This is a genomic window from Lysinibacillus sp. NPDC097231 (assembly GCF_044761885.1).
Lineage (GTDB): Bacteria > Bacillota > Bacilli > Bacillales_A > Planococcaceae > Lysinibacillus.
This window is the reverse complement of record NZ_JBIWDH010000039.1, coordinates 15,431-31,526: the sequence shown is the minus strand read 5'-3', so window position 1 is coordinate 31,526 and position 16,096 is coordinate 15,431. Positions and strand designations below refer to the sequence as shown.

At 35.8% G+C, this 16,096-nt stretch carries 18 protein-coding genes and 1 pseudogene; 9 read left to right on the top strand and 10 right to left on the bottom strand.

Annotated elements, in window-relative coordinates:
- The first annotated feature begins 20 nt into the window (after positions 1-20).
- On the top strand, positions 21-836 hold the full coding sequence (locus tag ACIQXF_RS19345; protein WP_402786238.1) for a lipid II flippase Amj family protein: 816 nt from the start codon (positions 21-23) through the stop codon (positions 834-836).
- A gap of 1 nt (position 837) precedes the next feature.
- Positions 838-1,179 (top strand): His/Gly/Thr/Pro-type tRNA ligase C-terminal domain-containing protein, encoded by a 342-nt coding sequence (locus ACIQXF_RS19340; protein WP_402786236.1) that lies wholly within the window; start codon positions 838-840, stop codon positions 1,177-1,179.
- Positions 1,180-1,368: 189 nt separating this feature from the next.
- On the opposite strand, the gene ACIQXF_RS19335 is transcribed toward ACIQXF_RS19340, so the two are convergent.
- Together ACIQXF_RS19335 and ACIQXF_RS19330 are read right to left on the bottom strand one after the other, a co-directional pair.
- Positions 1,369-1,848, bottom strand: coding sequence for a hypothetical protein (locus ACIQXF_RS19335; RefSeq protein WP_402786233.1), 480 nt, complete (start codon positions 1,846-1,848; stop codon positions 1,369-1,371).
- 253 nt (positions 1,849-2,101) lie between these two features.
- The gene (locus ACIQXF_RS19330; RefSeq protein ID WP_402786230.1) at positions 2,102-2,272 is read right to left on the bottom strand and encodes a Spo0E family sporulation regulatory protein-aspartic acid phosphatase; all 171 of its coding nucleotides are present in this window, start codon (positions 2,270-2,272) and stop codon (positions 2,102-2,104) included.
- 901 nt (positions 2,273-3,173) lie between these two features.
- Here ACIQXF_RS19330 and ACIQXF_RS19325 point away from each other — a divergent pair.
- A complete protein-coding gene (locus tag ACIQXF_RS19325) occupies positions 3,174-4,172 on the top strand; it encodes a hypothetical protein (protein ID WP_402786227.1) in 999 nt (332 codons plus the stop codon).
- A 308-nt stretch (positions 4,173-4,480) separates the two neighbouring features.
- Here ACIQXF_RS19325 and ACIQXF_RS19320 read toward each other — a convergent pair whose 3' ends face one another.
- Positions 4,481-5,035 carry a GNAT family N-acetyltransferase gene (locus ACIQXF_RS19320; RefSeq protein WP_402786224.1) on the bottom strand — a complete coding sequence of 185 codons (555 nt, stop codon included), beginning with the start codon at positions 5,033-5,035 and terminating at the stop codon, positions 4,481-4,483.
- Positions 5,036-5,383: 348 nt separating this feature from the next.
- Positions 5,384-5,965, bottom strand: coding sequence for a hypothetical protein (locus ACIQXF_RS19315; RefSeq protein ID WP_402786222.1), 582 nt, complete (start codon positions 5,963-5,965; stop codon positions 5,384-5,386).
- Between the two features lie 97 nt (positions 5,966-6,062).
- Between ACIQXF_RS19315 and ACIQXF_RS19310 the strand changes: the two genes are divergently transcribed.
- The 3 genes and pseudogenes from ACIQXF_RS19310 to ACIQXF_RS19300 all read left to right on the top strand — a co-directional run bounded on the left by ACIQXF_RS19310 (position 6,063) and on the right by ACIQXF_RS19300 (position 7,558).
- The gene (locus ACIQXF_RS19310) at positions 6,063-6,656 is read left to right on the top strand and encodes an SMI1/KNR4 family protein (RefSeq protein WP_402786219.1); all 594 of its coding nucleotides are present in this window, start codon (positions 6,063-6,065) and stop codon (positions 6,654-6,656) included.
- A pseudogene (locus tag ACIQXF_RS19305) lies at positions 6,656-7,135 on the top strand (GNAT family N-acetyltransferase); the annotation flags it as partial. The gene ACIQXF_RS19310 and the pseudogene ACIQXF_RS19305, both read left to right, overlap by 1 nt.
- 15 nt (positions 7,136-7,150) lie before the next feature.
- The gene (locus tag ACIQXF_RS19300) at positions 7,151-7,558 is read left to right on the top strand and encodes a GNAT family N-acetyltransferase (protein WP_402786308.1); all 408 of its coding nucleotides are present in this window, start codon (positions 7,151-7,153) and stop codon (positions 7,556-7,558) included.
- A gap of 132 nt (positions 7,559-7,690) precedes the next feature.
- Here ACIQXF_RS19300 and ACIQXF_RS19295 read toward each other — a convergent pair whose 3' ends face one another.
- Positions 7,691-8,428 carry a class I SAM-dependent methyltransferase gene (locus ACIQXF_RS19295; protein WP_402786216.1) on the bottom strand — a complete coding sequence of 246 codons (738 nt, stop codon included), beginning with the start codon at positions 8,426-8,428 and terminating at the stop codon, positions 7,691-7,693.
- 172 nt (positions 8,429-8,600) lie between these two features.
- Positions 8,601-8,918, bottom strand: a complete 318-nt coding sequence (locus ACIQXF_RS19290; protein ID WP_402786213.1) for a hypothetical protein — start codon at positions 8,916-8,918, stop codon at positions 8,601-8,603.
- A 40-nt stretch (positions 8,919-8,958) separates the two neighbouring features.
- On the opposite strand from ACIQXF_RS19290, the gene ccsB reads away from it, so the two are divergent.
- Complete coding sequence (gene ccsB, locus ACIQXF_RS19285; protein WP_402786210.1) at positions 8,959-10,128, top strand: c-type cytochrome biogenesis protein CcsB; 1,170 nt, start codon at positions 8,959-8,961, stop codon at positions 10,126-10,128.
- A 304-nt stretch (positions 10,129-10,432) separates the two neighbouring features.
- Here the strand turns inward: ccsB and ACIQXF_RS19280 are convergent, their stop codons facing one another.
- The 3 genes from ACIQXF_RS19280 to ACIQXF_RS19270 form a co-directional block, all read right to left on the bottom strand.
- Complete coding sequence (locus ACIQXF_RS19280) at positions 10,433-10,633, bottom strand: cold-shock protein (protein ID WP_402786207.1); 201 nt, start codon at positions 10,631-10,633, stop codon at positions 10,433-10,435.
- Between the two features lie 249 nt (positions 10,634-10,882).
- The gene (locus tag ACIQXF_RS19275; protein ID WP_402786204.1) at positions 10,883-11,509 is read right to left on the bottom strand and encodes a response regulator; all 627 of its coding nucleotides are present in this window, start codon (positions 11,507-11,509) and stop codon (positions 10,883-10,885) included.
- Positions 11,502-13,694, bottom strand: a complete 2,193-nt coding sequence (locus ACIQXF_RS19270; protein ID WP_402786201.1) for a sensor histidine kinase — start codon at positions 13,692-13,694, stop codon at positions 11,502-11,504. Before ACIQXF_RS19270 ends, ACIQXF_RS19275 begins: the two co-directional genes overlap by 8 nt.
- A 206-nt stretch (positions 13,695-13,900) precedes the next feature.
- Here ACIQXF_RS19270 and ACIQXF_RS19265 point away from each other — a divergent pair, with 206 nt between their 5' ends.
- Both ACIQXF_RS19265 and ACIQXF_RS19260 read left to right on the top strand, forming a co-directional pair.
- Complete coding sequence (locus tag ACIQXF_RS19265) at positions 13,901-14,821, top strand: hypothetical protein (protein WP_402786198.1); 921 nt, start codon at positions 13,901-13,903, stop codon at positions 14,819-14,821.
- 105 nt (positions 14,822-14,926) lie between these two features.
- Positions 14,927-15,904, top strand: a complete 978-nt coding sequence (locus ACIQXF_RS19260) for a thymidylate synthase (RefSeq protein WP_402786195.1) — start codon at positions 14,927-14,929, stop codon at positions 15,902-15,904.
- Here ACIQXF_RS19260 and ACIQXF_RS19255 read toward each other — a convergent pair.
- Positions 15,901-16,026: a hypothetical protein gene (locus ACIQXF_RS19255; protein ID WP_402786192.1), complete on the bottom strand. Its 126-nt coding sequence runs from the start codon at positions 16,024-16,026 to the stop codon at positions 15,901-15,903. The genes ACIQXF_RS19260 and ACIQXF_RS19255 overlap by 4 nt on opposite strands.
- Positions 16,027-16,096: the final 70 nt, after the last annotated feature.

Sequence of the window (16,096 nt, the reverse complement as noted above, 5' to 3'; positions counted from 1 at the left end):
AAAAGGAGGGTCAAAAAAATTTGGAGTTATTGACAGGTAAATTATGTATCATTGCATTATTTATTCTGATCATTCATGCCATCGAGACACTTGCTTACGCAGAAAGATTGTCGGGTGCTCGTGTAAAATTATTAGCCTCAGCATTATCCTTGTTTAATATTATGGTCATGGTCTCAAGGCTGGCCAATATGATGCAGCAGCCCCTTACAGGAAGCTTAATTGACACAGCACCGAGAGAAAGTGCACTAACATTTGTGGAGCATCAATATCGAATTCTAATAGGCGCCGCTTCACTAGGAACATTACTAGGCATTCTACTATTGCCTACATTTGTAGCTATTTTTTCAAGTGCCATTATTCATTTGTCTGAGGAAAGGGGCTCCATTCCAGCATTATTCAAGAAAGGCTTTACGATCGAGTATATTAAACGGGGAATAAAACATATTCAACTACCAAGCTTTTCACATTTACAAGGGATTCATTGGCGAGATATACCACTTAAATTATTTCTCATTAATGTTGTCATTACGGCCATCTATACAATTGGCGTCCTGTCAGCACTGTACGCTTCATTATTAGTTCCAGAAAGAGCGACAACTACTGTCATGGCATCAGGGCTGATCAACGGTGTAGCAACGATGTTATTAATTGTCTTTATTGACCCTAAAATTTCCATACTTGCTGATGATGTCGTCAATCAAAGAGGCAGTTACTTGAGTCTTAAACGAGCTTCTGTGATGATGATGAGTTCCAGGCTGCTAGGAACATGTGTGGCACAACTATTATTTATTCCCGGGGCAAAATATATTGCTTGGTTTACACAATTTATGCTGTGAAATGATTACTTTTGGGGGTGCATTCCCAACTTGGCTTGCACCTCAACAAGTAGCGGTGATTGGTGTTGCAGATAAGCATGAACAATATGTACAGCAAGTAGTTGATGCTATGCAAAAGGAACAAATACGCGTATGTATTGACAATCGACAAGAAAAGCTTGGTAAAAAAATTCGTGAAGCACAAATGAATAAAATACCATATATTTTAGTGCTTGGGGATAAAGAGTCCGAACATCAAAGTGTGACAATTCGCAAATATGGCCAGCAAACTTTAGCTGAAAAACCATTAATGCAGTTTATTGAGGAGATCAAGCAAGAGATACAGCACAAAGCTTTATCTTAAAGAATTTAAATGGCTTGTAGCTCGTCTTCTAGGGATTATAAGTGAAACAAATGGGGTTAGACACATACTAGAGACGAGCTAATATAGGCCACGAAAGAAATTGTGAAACTTTCTAGAAATTTACTTAAAATGTTAATTTTTTCATCAGATTTGCTACTATAATTCATTTTTCAAGCATACAATAAATTATCAGTTTGTTAATGAGATCATACTATTGTCTTGATAATAACTATTTCCTAAAAGAATGGTTTGTGTTTCGGCGTCGATGACAAGGTATTTATGATAGTTCTCTTGATTCGTTTGCTGATAGGATGCTAAAAAATATACTTGCCGATTGGGATGAATAAAAGTATGTTGAGTGAGGTCTATTTTTTCATGTATAAGATTTGTTTTTAAAAGAAATGTTTCCTCAGCCTTCGGTACGTCTTTAAAGGCTATTTTCTGACGAATGTTCAAGGTAGCGTCATTATATTCCTCATAGATTGACGGATCTAATTGCTGATAAAAATCGTCCTCTTGGCGAAATGTTTGATATTGATTATTAGGATATTTATAGGATGTAGTTGCAACTGATATACAAAGTGTGTTTGACGTTTCTTCTACTGGATTTTGAGGATGCTGTAAGAAAAGACTTGAAACAACGACGAATGTTAATAACAATACCTGCATAAAATTAGACTCCTTTTTTCGTGTTATAAAGAGAATTTCCTAATTTTTTGTTATGTATACGTTTCATGACAATAACATCAGGAATTGGAGTCAACTTTATAACTGGAACCTCGTGCGGGATAAAACCAGTCAGGTCATTGTTTATAGCTGTCGTTATTCTTCCGCTACATAGGACATTGCGCTGGAAAGATCATTTGACTGGCTTTATCAATGGTTTAGTATCTTCTATAATAAATACCCCTCTTGCTTGTTTTTAGGAAGCTTTTGCTTGTTCTGAATATATATTTAGTAGGACATCCAATTCTTGACTACAATCAACGACAGTAGGGTGAGTGAAACCTAGAGTCTTAGCCTTTTTATACATGATTCTTCTTTTAATTTCAATTTTCACCTTCAAGAATTGTTTAAGCGATAAGTGTACCAAGATATTTTCCTCCTAATTTTTTTTCTCCATATTCTTTAAATTAATTTCACATGACCTCGATTCAACTTTTTCATTGTAGCCCACATAAAATAAAAAAAATGTCACATTGTGTATCGGATGATAAATAGGTAAAATAGTCACGTTTAAATAACTTAGTAATTGGAAAAGACTAAATTTATAAAGTTATATATTAGATAAATTAACCTATGTTATTTTACTGTTACTGGTATATTAATGGATTTATTCGCCCTATATCGTAGAGTGTTGGTTTTTTTTTATGGCTATAATTTTAGAAAATATTAAGAGCCTAAATTAATAGATTTGAATCTTTTTTACTATGAAGATATTTGCTAATATTGTTTGAATATTTTAATAGATTTTTATGAGCTTCATTTCTTGTCGTAATTTATCAAAAAATCCTCTTTGTTAGTTTTTTATGTGGATATGTAAAAATGTTGAGAATTTTTGGAATAGAGTGAATAATTGAGGTATGAGATTTTTCTAAAAGGAGGCAAGAAATGTTAAAATTTAGGTTACCATTCTAGTAGCTTGTTCGGAAGAGAAAACGATAGAAGCGCGCCACAATTAACAGCGAATCTAAGCCGACAGCTCCAGCTATTGATCGAGAGTATGATTTTACATATTTAGAGGATTTATCTGAGGAAAAAATAGTCTTATATGACAAATTCTTAAGAGACGGAGATATTTGCTAATTTACAGGCTTTTACACCAGAGGAAATGGTGTTTATTTTACGGGACGATTGGTTCGACTCCGCCGTCTCCAAAATAAAATACTGCTAAATATATAATATTTATAAAATCTTGATACATAATTAACCAATTATTGATATAATCTGGATATCTTAGCCGGCATAATATTTGTACAGGGGGGGAATAAAAAATGAGTACACTTGCAACTTTAGATTTTAAAAAAAGAATATCAGAATTATCACTTCAGTCGTCGCTCTTGATTTATGAATTAGATAAAAAGATTTTTGAAACTAGAAATGATAAAGAAGAGCAAATAAAATATATAGTTTCTAAAAATATAATTGTTAAATTACAAGGTCTTAGTAAAGATTTATTAGAAGCTAATGATAATATCATGACAGTAGTCTCATCACTCAGATACGCATTAGAAACTTTAATTACTTTAAAATTTTTCATTAAAGTACCTAAAAGTCTATATAAAGCCTTCTATATCATGGGTTATACAGAGTTAGAAATAATTGAAGGTAGAATTAGACGATTAGAAAAAGAATGTGAGCTACTAGATGACTTAGAAAAAATTGAAAGTGATAATTCAGCTGCTTATTTGAGTGAATTAACGGGGAAAATAAAATTATGGCTGGAAGAATATAAGAATGATAAGGCTATATTGGGAAGCAAAATTCAAGAAGCATCAAAAATGACTAAAAACAAAGTATTTTTTGAAACCGACAAAATATTAGATGAAAACATAACGTCTATTTTTCTAGTAGATGCCAAAAAAAACGGAATGGGTTTTCAAAAACATTTATTAAAGACACAAATACTACCTCAGTATGAAAAAGCAAGGGATATTACGAAATCTAAAATTGCCCAAATGGAAGTAGAGTTAAAACAATCACCGTCGATGAATGCTTTGTTTGATTTTACAGGAAATCCACAAAAAACTATAAAAAAAATACTAACGGAGAGCCCAAAGATGTCGGTAAAGGCGGAAGAGGTAGGATTATATGATGAATATGATTTCATATATAAATTTACAAGTAAGATGCTTCATTTTTCATCATATTCAATTTTAACTTCTAATGATTTGAAAGATGAAGAATTATTACTTTCCTATAATCAATACTATCAATATTCACACCAGATTTTTTTAAATATAAAAGAACTTTGTGGTACTTGTATTAACTAGAAAAAAAGCTAATGATGTTACATAGTAGATATATCTAATATTATCGAGAGTTTGGTAGCTCCGGCACAATTTACGATAAAGCATGTCAATTAAAATCACTGGAAAACGGTAGAGGCTTGTAATAAGTGATTTTACGATTCATCAATTAGCACCCAATATCGTTCATGAAACTTATTGCACGACCACGATTGATAACGTCAAAAAATCATTAAGAAGCTCAATCAAGGTGTTGCATGACACAGAATAGAAAATGTAAGGTACACCAACTACAAACGCCCGCATTTTATGGAAGGTACGGGCGTAATTGTTTATTTGTTTGGAGTCCATTCTTCTCGTAATAGACCAAATAACCAGACATCATGAAACTTGCCGAAGCGGAAAAGTTCATTGCGTAAAATGCCTTCTTTTGTAAAACCGCATTTTTCATAAGAGCGAATCGCACCCTTATTAAAGCTGAAAACCTGAAGTTTAATTTTTTGGATGGAAATATAATTAAAAATAAAATCAATAAGGGTTTTCATGGTATCCGTTCCATACCCCTTACCTTGCCACTCTTCGCCAATCGAAATGCCTACAAAGCAAGTACTATTTTGCCAGTTAATTGCATAAACACCGCAGGAGCCAATCAGCTCATTTGATGACTTTTTAAAGATACCGAAGATAAATTCCTCTTTTTTACCACTAATACTTTGAAAGAATGTAGAATGATCCTCAAATGTCTTAGGGAAGGGGATTTCGTCATCAGCAAGTAATAACGTCTTTTTTTCACTTTCAATTTTAACAAATGCCTCTAAATCGGAGGCCGTCATTTGCTGTAAAGTAATAGTTTGACCTGTAAGAAATTCTTTAATATAATGTTCCATTTGTTTTCTCCCTTGTTCAAGGGATGCAGTTAGAGGTACATCCCATGAATTATTTGACTAGACAAACATCTACTGCACTTTTCGCACTCATATTCACAACTCCTCAATTTTGATATCTTAATTATGGTTCATCACCAAAAGATGTGGTTGACATTTTTAATTGTTAATAGTAATTGACTGGAGCGGCGCCAGTGTGACTCCTAGGGGATTAAGCGTCACAGATGAGACCCTGCAGCGAAGCGAAGCGGCTCATCGGACGCCCCCTGGAAAGCACACTGGCAGAGCGGAAGTCAACCACAAGTTATGGTGAAGAGCCTTAATTATAGCATATATGAGAATTAGTGGTAATTAAGATGGGCGCCAACCAGTCTGAATATTTACATCCTGTTGCTCTATCCAAACAAGAAAATCCTCTGTGCATCGAATATCGTTGTCTAACACTGCTTGATATACATAGATCGAAGGCAGGGATATGTTTTTCTGAAGTAAATCTTCCTTTATTGATAGAATGCACTGACGACTTTCTGTTGTTAAGACCTTGTTCATTGGAGCAACTAAATCTCTTGATACTGGCCCATTTCGTGTCTGAGAGAACAGCCACATATCAATATTCCAAATTTCAGATGGAGAATTTTGATACTGTATTTTAAAATAATATCCATTAAATGGTGTTTCCATATAGTTGCGATACTTTAACTCTATGACCTTGGGATGTCTCGTTAAATCCGATAACATCGTCATGGCTTCAGCCGCATTTGGACTTACACTAAAGGTTTCGATATCGATATCGTAATCAACTAGTAAATCATAGGCTGTCGCTCCAACAAGATGAGCTTGTCCAATCCTATTCCATTTTGCTAATAACTCCAATTCGGCCAGTATGGCTAAGGCACTTTCTTTTCGTTTTTGTGTACGTTTAAGTAATTCCATGTATACACCAACTTTCATATAAATTTCTAAATCATGCTAGAATACATTATATTTATTAATAGTTCAATATAATTTTAATAGAAAGAAGGAAAAATAAATGCGTACCTTTAGTCCATATTTTACTGGTTTAATGAACTATTTACCGCAAGAGGAGCAGCTTCAATTACAACAGGCAATAGGAGCAACTGAATCTCAAATTCAAAGGTTACTGGATGTGTTTCCGCAGTGTCCAGAGTCTCTTCTTCAATTATTGAAGGATATTAATGGTACATATTATTGTAAGCATGGGGAAGAAACGATTTGTGTCCTTGTCCTCGGCTCTGATCTTGATGAATATCCATATTATTTAAAGTCAGTCGAGCAAATCCTAGCTGATACCCAAGTGAAGAATAGCGAAAGTATTTATGAGCGTTATCAGGATTTTTTAGAACATGTGGAGGTAGATGAGCGTATAAACATGCATGTGCTGCTTAAAGAACGCTTATGCTTTGCAGACTGTATGAATAATGGGGGAACATCTAGTTTGTATATTGATTTTACTCCTAATGAAGGCGGTCAAGTAGGACAAGTGATTCGCTACGTCCATGATCCAGATAGCTTTGAAGTAATTGCTCCTTCCTTTGCCGTATACTTGCAGCAGCTTGTGGATGGCGACTATGAATTTACAGCGCTGTATGAGGAGGAATTTTGATGAGATTGAAATTTTATGAAGAGTGTGATGGCCAACTCATTGAGCAATACACGATAACAGAGGAGCAACTTCGCTATACAATGTCTCCAAGAGATAGCTTAGAGTTAGTTAAACAGGACAAAAATCGCCATGCCATTTTAGCAATTGATAACGACAAGCTTGTTACCTTCTTTGTTTTACATGAAAAGGAGGGAGCAAGGCCGTATTCTGCAAATGAACACGCACTATTAATTCGTGCCTTTTCTACAGACTTTCATGAACAAGGGAAGGGCTATGCGAAGGCGGCATTACAGCTTTTACCGGATTTTGTATTAAAACATTTTCCGCACATCAATGAACTTGTATTAGGTGTTAATTTACCGAATATAGCTGCGCAAGCACTCTATCAAAAATGTGGTTTTGTCGATGAAGGAAGGCGGGCAAAGGGGATTAATGACGAGCTTAAAGTGATGAGTTACTACATCAGCAGAAATACGGAATTGCTAGAAGCGTGTATGGAGCATTTGGATGAAATAGGTACGATTGATCAAGAAGTAATGGGCGATTCTTCGAGAAGGCAGTATATACTTAAGGCCATTCAAGAAAAACGTTGTATTATTCAACAAAACGAACATGGGATTGCTGGTTTTCTCATTTTTACGAATGACTTTTTTGACAATAGCTTTATTTCATTAGTAATCGTTAAGCCATCTGATAGAAGAAAGGGTGTTGCCACGGCATTATTAGACTATTATGTAGGAATGGCAGCTACTTCAAAAATCTTTTCTTCTACTAATCAATCAAATACTACTATGCATAAGGTATTTGAAACAGCAGAGTTTATAAAATGTGGCTATATCGAAAACTTAGACGAGGGTGATCCTGAAATTATTTATGTAAAAATCAATTATGCCGAGGCATAATTGCGTCCAGAATCGGCTCTATGCTTGCACAAAGAACTCCTTTCAGATTCTGTGACATCCACCGGAAGTTAAAGTAATTAGCACAAGTCTCGCAGTAAAAGTACTGCTGCGAGGCTTGCGACTTATGAAAGTTTATTTTTTTGCCCGTATTAATAAAAAGGAAGGGCGACGAAGCTCTTTTTCTAAGGCAGGAAGTTTCTGAATGGACTCTATATCAGGAAGGGGCTCAAGCATTTTTTCTATCGTGAAGCCATGTGCGATTAATGTATTAATGATTGTTGAAATGCTGCGATGATAAAAGACAACACCGTCTATAAACCATGTTTGCTCACGTATACCCTCGTGTTGGTAATGATCAACTGCATAATGGCTTCTATTACCGTTGTCATCATAAATCCAATTATCCTCCACTGTTTTTCGGGCTGTTACTATCGGATGCTCCATAGAGAAAATAAAGACGCCGTCTGGACGAAGCATTCGTGCAATTTTACCAATCACTGTATCGAAATCCTTTACATAATGTAAGGAAAGAGAGCTTGTGATACAATCATAGCTTTCTGGGCTCACGTCATAATCCTCCAGTGCTTGCAAACAATAGTCGATATTTGCATGTGCATGCTCACGTTGGGCAATAGTCAGCATATTTTTTGAAACATCGATCGCCGTGACATGCTTTGCGTCATTTTCTATACAGTAATACGCAAATTCACCCATGCCACAGCCGATATCAAGCATCTGTAAATTAGTTACATTAGGTAGTAATGATTTAAATGCAGGTTGCTCAAGTAAACTATTAAAGTTGTAAGGTGTTTGACGTAACGCATGATATTGATGGAAAAACTCCGGATGGTCATAAATATTTTGTTTCATGGTAAACCTCCACTAGTCTTACATAACGTTATGTAACATTTGCGCATCTTCATTGTCCCATAGCTACTCAAAAAGAAATAGACTTTTTTTTCAATTTTTAGTAAGATGTAGATAGAGGCATGTCAACTTTTAACACTTATAATTTCCATCTATTTACAAATAAATAGATGGCTTATTTTTTGAATTGGTAGTCATAAGTTTGTAACAATTCTAAAAAATAAGAGAATTCAAAGGAAAATGGTGGCACTTCTTTCATGAATACAACGTTCTTTATAGTGGAAACAAATAGGGTCATCACCAAATGTTTTGGATGACATTTGTTAATACGTTTGCCATTTATATAAATTGATTGGAGTGGAGACTGGGCGACTCCTTGGGGATTAGCGTCACAGATGAGACCCTGCAGCGAAGCGAAGCGGCTCATCGGACGCCCCCAGGAAAGCGCCCAGTCGGAACGGAAATCAACCACATGATGGTGATGAGCCAGCAAATAGATAGTTTCCTAAAAAATAAGTTGGGGGATTTTTACATTGAGTACAGAAACATTATTAAGCTTGAGCAGTAATTCATTATTCATCGCATTTGTTTTACTGCTAATCGCCATTTTACCGATTGGACTTGCGGTAAAATCAAAAAGAAAAGTGTTTGGCAAAGTAGGGTTGCTACTTACTTATATAGCCTTTACATTACAACTAGTTTACTTCGTTTTAAGGTGGATTGCTGTCGAGCATGCACCAGTTAGTAATATGTATGAGTTTATGACGTTTTTTGGCATCATGCTGACGGGTAGCTACTTGATTATTCATTCTTTATACAAGCAAATCGTTGTAGGCTTATTTACCATTCCTGTGTCATTAATAATTCTCGGTTATGGAAGCGTTTTTACAAAAGAGGTTAAACCACTCGTTCCATCGCTGCAAAGCCATTGGTTAACAATTCATGTGATGACAGTCGCATTTTCGAGTGCCATTTTATCGATTTCGTTTGCAACAGGCATTATTTATTTATTAAAAACATTAGACGTTACAAAGAAATCAATCAGTACATTTGCTTTGGAGTTTGTCCTGTATTGTCTTGTTGTCGTGGTTGGTTTTATCGGTGTATCTACTTATTTTAATGTAGCAACAGATGACACTAAGGTTCAATTTGAAAATAAGCAAGGACAAGAGCAAACTGAGATTTATACGATGATGCCACTTATTGTTAATAAGGATGCCTTGACCGCAAGTGGGGAACCAGTTGGTACTTTGCAGATTACCAATGCAATTGATGCGAAGAAATTGAACTCTATTGTATGGGCATTTATTGCTGGTACTATTTTATATGCTGTGATTTTAGTGATTTTCAGAAAGCCGTTAATTGTGCTATTAAAGCCACTAACAAACCGTGTACAACCCCAATTGATGGATGAAATTTCATATCGGGCTGTTGTCATCGGTTTTCCATTGTTTACCTTAGGTGGACTTATATTTGCCATGATTTGGGCGCAAATTGCGTGGAGTCGATATTGGGGGTGGGATCCTAAGGAAGTATGGGCACTTATAACATTTTTATTTTACGCTGCATTCCTTCATTTCCGACTATCGAAAGGCTGGGAAGGGGAAAAGACAGCTTGGCTAGCCATTATCGGGTTCGGCATTATTATCTTTAATCAGGTATTTGTCAATTTAGTAATCGCAGGTTTACATTCATACGCATAAGAGAGCAAAGAGGTTCTACAGCAAGCTGTATGAACCTCTTTTTATATCCCTCTGTCCATAACTTCGATGGCTGCTGAATCAATCCGTCATTTCAGAAGTTCAATCCGTCACTTTGATGAATCAATCCGTCATTTCGACGTTTCTATCCGTCAATGAGGTCAAATCCGTCATTTTGCTGGCTCTATTCATCTTTTTGACCATTCAATCCGTCACTTTTACTCTACAAACACAATGCAAAACTAAAAAAGAGACATCCGAAAAGGGATGTCTCTTGAATTTTGCATTATTCATGCAAAGGCTAGGATTAAATTTTTACAACATTAGTTGCTTGTGGTCCGCGGTTTCCTTCTTCTACGCCGAATTCTACTTTTTGGCCTTCTTCTAATGTTTTAAAGCCATCTGATTGAATAGCAGAGAAATGTACGAATACATCGTTGCCGCCTTCAACTTCGATGAAGCCAAAACCTTTTTCTGCGTTAAACCATTTTACTGTACCTTGTGTCATGTAAACACCCTCCCAAAAAAATAAAAAATTAAACAATCATATTCCTTCAATCGCTTGCAAAAAATCACAAATAAAAAGCTAATATTACTTTGATTTTCATGGCTTGGAAGAAGCAATGTAATTATTGTTTTTATTATATAACAGTTTAAGATATATATCCAGTAAATACCGTTTTTAGTAAGAAAAAATTTGCATTGTCTGATAGGCAAATATAATAATCAACTATTTTGCATTTTAGTAGGCTCTAGATTAGTCAATCCATGCCTTCTCTTTCGCCACAATTACTGCTTCTGCTCGTGATTCTACGTTAAGCTTCACAAATAGCTTGGATAGATAGTTTTCGACAGTGCGCTGAGTGACCCCAATGGCGGAAGCAATTGCTTTATTGGTACATCCTTGTGCGACAAGCTGTAAAATTTCTTGTTCTTTGTCGCTTAGTAAAATGTCTTTTTGGACATTTGGCAGATTACTGCGCTGTTGTACAAAATCTAAAAAGTCAGCTGATAGTAAGATTTCACCTCGAAGGGCGGCTTGAATGGTTTGAATGACTTGCTCTTTCGTAGCAAGCTTCGATAGGAGTCCATCAATTTTTTTCTCAACGAGTAGTTCGTAATAATCGGAGAGCTCGTAGCCTGTATAGAGTAATATCAGTGCTTCTGGTTGCTTTTTCTTGATCATTTCTGAAAGTTGGATGCCATTGATTGGTTTCATATTAATATCGATTAAAAATAAGCGGAAAGATTGAGCATCCATTCTTGACAGTACAGCAGCACTATCCTGCTCTGTATCTATACGGACATCTGTTAAATCCTGTAATAATGTTTTTGTACCATCTAAAACGACAGGATGGTCATCTACAATAAGAATATCAATCATACAAATCCCCGTCCTCTTGTATTTGAATAACTATATGCATTCCTTCATGATGACTGGAGACTATCTTGATGTCTCCATTAAAAGCACGAACACGTTCTCGAAGGCCGTTAATGCCCATCGAAGCTGAAGATAGCATTAAATCTTCAATATTACAACCAATACCATTATCGTCGTATTGTAGGATAAAGCCACGATGTATCGCTTGAAGCGTTAGTGAAACTTCGGTTGCCTCGGCATGCTTGATAGCATTATTTAAAAGCTCTTGCACTAGGCGATAGACGACTAAATGTAAGGTTGCGTCCTGGAATTGCACACGTTCTATGCGGGTATTCAACAAAAAGTCTGCACGCATTTTAACCTTTTGGAACAGTTTTTTTAGGGCCATTTGTAAGCCAAATGTGTCAAGCAATGGAGGACTTAGATTCTCGCAGTATTCACGTAAATCTTTCGCGGCATTTAGCAGATGCTCTCGAATATCTAATACCTTGTCTTTTTTGATAATAGGTGCGCAAGCGATTACATCTAACTCTCTCGCTAAATGAAGTTGCTCCTGCAAAATGGTATCATGTAATTCTTGCGCCAAAATACTCTTTTCCTTTTCAATGATATTCCACAACAATTTATCGAGCCAAGGAAGCTGCGTATCATTGTTATTTTTCACCAGCTGTATTTCACGTACTAAATCTTCAATAAGCTTCAAATTATCTATAAACATTGAGACATATAGTGCCAATAACTCCAACCAAAGAAGCTCTTCCCCTTGTAATGTAAGTCTAATTTTTAAAATAATTTTTTCTTCGCCTGAATCGTGTAATAGCAGATTAGTCATGCCAGTCTCTGTGTTAACCTCACCTCGAGTGAAAGGCACATCTTCGGTTACAGTTGTAATGGAGAAGGCTGTAGTTCCAAGTTTTTCTGTGATTTCATACTTGAATCGATCCAGTAGTTCTTGCTGATTTTTTGCTTTCCCCATGCGGTTAACGGCAGCATATAAATTATGTACATAATTGCCATTGGATGAAAAAATAACTTTCCGATACTTAAAATCAAGTCGCTCTTTTGTATAGAAGCTAGCCACGATAACAAGGAAAATAAGGATAAAGCCACTCGTCATCTTCACAATCGAAAATTGTTCCATCAATAGTGTAGTAATGCCCGTCGTTATTATCAGTGCCGTAAAAAAAGCAAGTGTTGAATAGTATCGTAAACGAGATAATTGATATTCAATATCGAATAGTCGTTCATTTACTTGAATGAAGATAAAAGAAAAAGGAATAAACAACAAAAATAATGCTGCTAAGTCAGCTTGCATAATAGGCTTATGACCTAAAACTTCAGGTACGACGAAAAGTAGTAAAAATGGTAAGAAAGGTATAATAAATGCAATGGCAATAAGACGGATCTTAGCCAATTTTTTTCGTAAATAAGTCGTCAGTAAAATATAGATGGCATAGAGTACTAGTACAGCAAACATAAATAAGTTTATAGGTCCTACTTTATCTCTTAGACCAAGATCAAATAGTTCAATGAGATAACAACATGGTATAAATAGTGGTATGAAATAAAGCCATTTAGTATCAATATAGGGCCATTCTATACGCAGGTAACGGAAATAAAATTGTAAAAAGTGTATAAAAAGCACCAAGCATAAAACGATACAAATACCTATTACAAACAGGCCGATTAGATCTCCTCTAGCAGATGCTCCTGTACTTGTATAGGCTAATGAACAAGTTAATAAAAATAATGTTAGTAATCTGGTAAGTTGATTGTCTTTGTTTTTTTTCCATAAATAGATAGCCACACTAAAGGATAATACAAAATAAAGGCATGGAAAGATAATTTGCAAATATAACTCTTCCGGTATATTTTTATGTTTAACTGAAATATCATGAATAACGCCATTGGGCTTGCTAATTGTTAGCTCCTTAGCACTTCTTAGGACAGAATAGAGCTGGATTGAACGATCATCTTGTGCAGGCTTGCCATCGACTGTCAGTAAAATATCACCTTTTTCAATGTTATGCTGCTGTGCCCATTCGGAATAATATAGATCGACAATGACAGGTTGTCCGCTAGTTGTATCTACTAAAATACTAATAAAAGGTACTTTAATTGCCACCAGAAGTACATACAACCCCAGAACTAGGTATGTGATGAAAATACTATATGTCCATTTACTCATAAATTTCTCTCATTTAGCTTCATGATAATAAGGCCCCATTTCATTAATTATGCTATATATTATCCATAATTTTTGGTATTTTTGGAATACCGAAATAAGGTGTTTCGGAAAACCACTATTGCTTTTTCGGAATAACGAAATAGTCTTTTCGGTGAAGCCTATGATAGTGTAAAACTAGCATAATGTGACGGAAAGGGGAGAGCTGCGTGAAAAAGAGTAGATTATCACTAATCCTGTTTTTTCTAGTCGTCATCATGTTATATCCAATGTCAACAATCGCTAAGACCTTTGATAAAGATGCGGTGGAAGTAGATATTTGTATTATTGGAGGCGACAATCATTTTGTCTATAAGATTCCAAAGAATTTACATAGCAATAAGCCTTATTATGAAATGAAGAATCATATTGAATCTTCCTTAGCAAGTCATTGGAAGGTCGAGGATGCACATTATGAAGCAAACCAGTCAAATGTTGCGTATACTTTTTTCATTAAAGATTTATTTCAAGAGAAGCACGACGGTCAAATGAAGGTAGCGATACCATATAGTATTTTAGTAGGGATGTTTGGTAAAGATGAAGCCATTGAATTACGTATTTTGGCTAGCAAATTAACCAATTGGAAAGTTAATGCGAATGATTGGGCAACTCTTGGCTTCGTAGAACAGCTTACGTTGTTAAGTGATCAGGAATATGTCTACGAAGGAGCTGTCGATGAGTTATTACAGCAGCGAGTAGGTCATTTTGATGGAGCAGTAATGAAAAATAAATTAGTGCTACATAGTATCATTTATTTTAGCTTTATTCTTATACAGCTTCTGGCTTGTATCATTTTGTCAAGACGTTTGAAAAGGCGCATTATTAAAGATCCGGAAAATATGCATCATTTCAGAAAGCTTAACTATATGTATCAAATCATTCCAATACTGATTATTGTTGTGCAAATTGTGTTTCTTATCATGTCGGGGCTACTAACTGCGTTCGGTCTCTACTTTAACCCAGGCATTGATTTATTGTTTATTGTAGGACCTATTTTAATGAATATTATTTTGCTACCAATGTTTTTTGTCATAACGGAGAGTGAAATTACAAAAGAGCTAGAGAACAATACCTTTGGCTCCAATATGTAATTTGAACTGAAGCTAGAAAAGATTGTTTTTCTCGTTTTGACAACCAAATGTAGTTTTTAGATGTTATAATGGACAACAGCAAACTTGAAGGAGTTGTTGATTGACATGACGCATCCAGAAAAGGCGTACTTAAATTTACTACAACATATATTAGAAACTGGTATTAAAAAAGAAGATCGTACTGGAACGGGTACATATAGTGTATTTGGCTATCAAATGCGATTTGATTTAAGCAAAGGGTTTCCTCTACTAACAACTAAGCGTGTACCATTTAAGCTTGTAGCAAGTGAGCTTCTTTGGTTTATTAAAGGGGATACAAATATTCGATACCTACTACAAAACAACAACCATATTTGGGATGAATGGGCTTTTAAAAAATGGGTTGAGTCTGATGAGTATTCTGGTCCTGATATGACAGATTTTGGCCGTCGTTGTTTAGTAGATGAATCTTTTAATACAAGCTATCAACAAGAGTTAACCGCATTTTGTGAGCGTATTTTAAACGATGATGAATTTGCACGTAAATATGGGGAGCTTGGGAATGTTTACGGCAAGCAATGGCGAAATTGGACAACCTCGACGGGGGAAAGCATTGACCAATTACAGGATGTAATCCATCAAATTAAGCACAATCCTGATTCACGACGCATTATTGTCAACGCATGGAATCCCGAGGATGTCATCAATGCTGGAGCAAAGGGCAGTAAAGCGGCACTACCTCCTTGCCATGTGATGTTCCAATTTTATGTGGCAAATGGGAAATTGAGCTGTCAGTTAATGCAAAGAAGTCTTGATACATTATTGGGCTGTCCATTTAATATAGCCTCATACGCACTACTAACACATTTAATTGCTCATGAATGTGGTTTAGAAGTTGGTGAGTTTATCCATAGTATTGGCGATGCCCATATCTATACAAATCACGTGGAGCAAGTAAAAGAACAGCTTTCACGCGAGCCTAAGGAATTTCCAACTTTAAATATTAATCCAGATAAAACGTCAATTTTCGACATCGAGCTCGAAGATTTATCGGTTGAGGGCTACGATCCACACCCAACAATCAAAGCACCAATCGCCGTTTAACCTCTTTCAGCAGCTGTCCAAGCACCTACTGAAATAGAGAAACTCAGTCTAAGAACGCCACGTCCTGTGGCATTACCGAAATGACCGACATCGTGTCGGCCCTCGTGCAGGCCTAATCTCAAAGCCGATTCCGGACGCAATTATGCCGAGGCATAATTATCCTATAGCAGCAGCCGTTTTGGTTGCTGTTTT